The organism is Mycobacterium sp. (genome assembly GCF_050701675.1).
Taxonomy (GTDB): domain Bacteria; phylum Actinomycetota; class Actinomycetes; order Mycobacteriales; family Mycobacteriaceae; genus Mycobacterium.
This window is the reverse complement of sequence record NZ_JBOGDD010001140.1, coordinates 1-2215: the sequence shown is the minus strand read 5'-3', so window position 1 is coordinate 2215 and position 2215 is coordinate 1. Positions and strand designations below refer to the sequence as shown.

At 69.4% G+C, this 2215-nt stretch carries 3 protein-coding genes and 1 pseudogene; 2 read left to right on the top strand and 2 right to left on the bottom strand.

Going from position 1 to position 2215, the window contains the following annotated elements; all coding sequences use genetic code 11:
- Positions 1 to 280, top strand: a 280-nt coding sequence (locus tag ACRDUX_RS35335; RefSeq protein ID WP_526421261.1) for a response regulator transcription factor, incomplete at its 5' end; no start/stop codon positions are given.
- Positions 281 to 305: 25 nt separating this feature from the next.
- Here the strand turns inward: ACRDUX_RS35335 and ppgK are convergent.
- On the bottom strand, positions 306 to 1109 hold the full coding sequence (gene ppgK / locus ACRDUX_RS35330; protein WP_526421259.1) for a polyphosphate--glucose phosphotransferase: 804 nt from the start codon (positions 1107 to 1109) through the stop codon (positions 306 to 308).
- 66 nt (positions 1110 to 1175) lie between these two features.
- Between ppgK and ACRDUX_RS35325 the strand changes: the two genes are divergently transcribed.
- Positions 1176 to 2036: an inositol monophosphatase family protein gene (locus ACRDUX_RS35325; RefSeq protein ID WP_526421257.1), complete on the top strand. Its 861-nt coding sequence runs from the start codon at positions 1176 to 1178 to the stop codon at positions 2034 to 2036.
- 5 nt (positions 2037 to 2041) lie between these two features.
- Here ACRDUX_RS35325 and ACRDUX_RS35320 read toward each other — a convergent pair.
- Positions 2042 to 2215, bottom strand: a pseudogene (locus ACRDUX_RS35320) (envelope integrity protein Cei); the annotation flags it as partial.

The following is a 2215-nucleotide window of genomic DNA, read 5'->3' as shown; positions in this document are numbered from 1 at the left end:
CGGCACGTTCGTGGAGCTGGGTACGCCACTTTGGGCCGACCGCGTCGGCGTTGAACTCAAGCGGACCGGCGCGTCGCGTGCCAACGATTCGGACCTCACCCCGTCGGAGTTGCGCGTCGCCCGGCTGGCGGCATCCGGCTTGACCAACAAGGACATCGCGTCGGCGCTGTTCATCAGCCCCAAGACCGTCGAGCACAACCTCAGCAGTGTGTACCGGAAACTGCGGGTGCGGACGCGCGCCGACTTGGCCAGACGCTCCGGGGAACTGGGCGAGGAATAGCCCGCGAACGCGGGGGTGCCCAGCGTCAGCTAGGGGCGCTGCGCGCGGCATCGATCTCGGCGGCCATGGCGGCGCCGACGATTCCCGCGGTGTTCAACAGAGCGGCAGCCACGACGGGCGTCCGGTTCTTCAGCAACGGAATCCACTTGTCGGCCTTCCGGCTGATGCCGCCGCCCGCGATGAACAGATCCGGGCAGATGGCGTTCTCGACCACGACGAGCACCTTGGTGACCTCTTCGGTCCAGCGCTGGTAGCTCCACTCCTTGCGCTCCTTGATCGACGACGCGGCCCGGTGCTCGGCTTCCTTGCCGCCCACTTCGAGGTGGCCGAACTCGGTGTTGGGGAGTAGGACGCCGTTGTGGATCACCGCAGAGCCGATGCCGGTGCCGAACGTCAGCAGCACGATCACGCCGGTGTTGTCCTTGCCCGCGCCGAACTTCTCCTCGGCCAGGCCTGCGGCGTCGGCGTCGTTGAGGACCGTGACGGGCTGGCCGCCGAGCTCCGCGCCGATGGCCTTCTGCGCGTTGGTGCCGATCCAGCCCTTGTCCACGTTGGCCGCGGTGCGAACGATTCCCTCGGTGACGACCCCGGGGTAGGTGACGCCGAGACCGCCCTCCCAGCCGAACTCGCGGACCACCGCGGCGATCGTCTTGGCGACGGCGTCCGGGGTCGAGGGTTGGGGCGTGGGGAGTTTGAAGCGTTCACCGATGAGCTGGCCGGTGTCGAGGTCGACGATCCCGCCCTTGACCCCGCTCCCGCCGACGTCGACACCGAATCCGCGGTGTTGGGAACCGTCGTTGCTCGGGACGGTGGTGGGAGTTTCGGTCATGAGCGCTCCTCTGGGAGAGGCCGGCAGGTGCGACGCACCGCACACACTAGTGCCTCGCCAAGCGCGATGTGTTGCGATGGCACAGTGACCGACGACAGCGATCCGGGCAGCCTTCGGGCCGTCGCCGAGCAACTGGCCAACGAAGCCGCCGACTTCGTTCGCCGCCGCCGAGCCGAGGTATTCGGGGCGGGCTCCCCGCAGCCGGGGGCCGCCTCGGCGGTGCGTTCCAAGAGCACGCCGACCGATCCGGTCACCGTGGTCGACACCGAGACCGAACGGCTCCTCCGCGACCGGCTCGCGGAGCTGCGGCCGGGGGATCCGATCGTCGGCGAGGAGGAGGGCGGCTCGGCCGTCGGCCATCACGGGAGGCCGACCTGGGTGCTCGACCCGATCGACGGGACGGTGAACTTCGTCTACGGCATCGAGGCCTACGCCGTGTCGGTGGGGGTGCAGGTCGACGGTAGGTCGGTGGCCGGCGCCGTCGCGAACGTACCGACGGGGGAGGTCTTCTCGGCAGCTGTCGGCGGGGGCGCCCACCTGCGTCGCGACGGTGTGTCGATCTCGTTGCGCTGCAACCCGATCGAGGAGCTCTCGATGGCCTTGGTGGGGACGGGGTTCGCCTACTCGCCCGATCGGCGACGGCTACAGGGTGAGGTGCTGACGCGACTGCTGCCCGAGGTCCGTGACGTGCGTCGCGTCGGGTCCTGCGCGCTGGATCTGTGCATGGTTGCGGCGGGCCGGTTGGACGCGTACTACGAGCTGGGCGTCAACGTGTGGGACTGGGCGGCAGGCGCGCTGATCGCCGAGGAGGCGGGCGCCGTCATGGTGCTGCCGCCGGTGGACGACGGAGGCAGTCTCATCGTCGCGGCGGCACCAGGGGTCGCCGCGGAGTTCGACCGGGCGCTGGATCGGGCGGGCGCCCGGTGAGCTGGTCAGCAGGCTGCCGAGTGGATCTTCTTCAGCAGCGCTGAGTCGGCGGGCTGGGTCGCGTCGGGTTTGAGGCTTGCGAGCACCGCATCGATGTCGTCGTTGTGGCTGATCTCGGTGAACTCGGTCCCGATGGCCAGGTCCACGGTGTCGTCGCCGCGTTGGTCTTGGTACAGCTC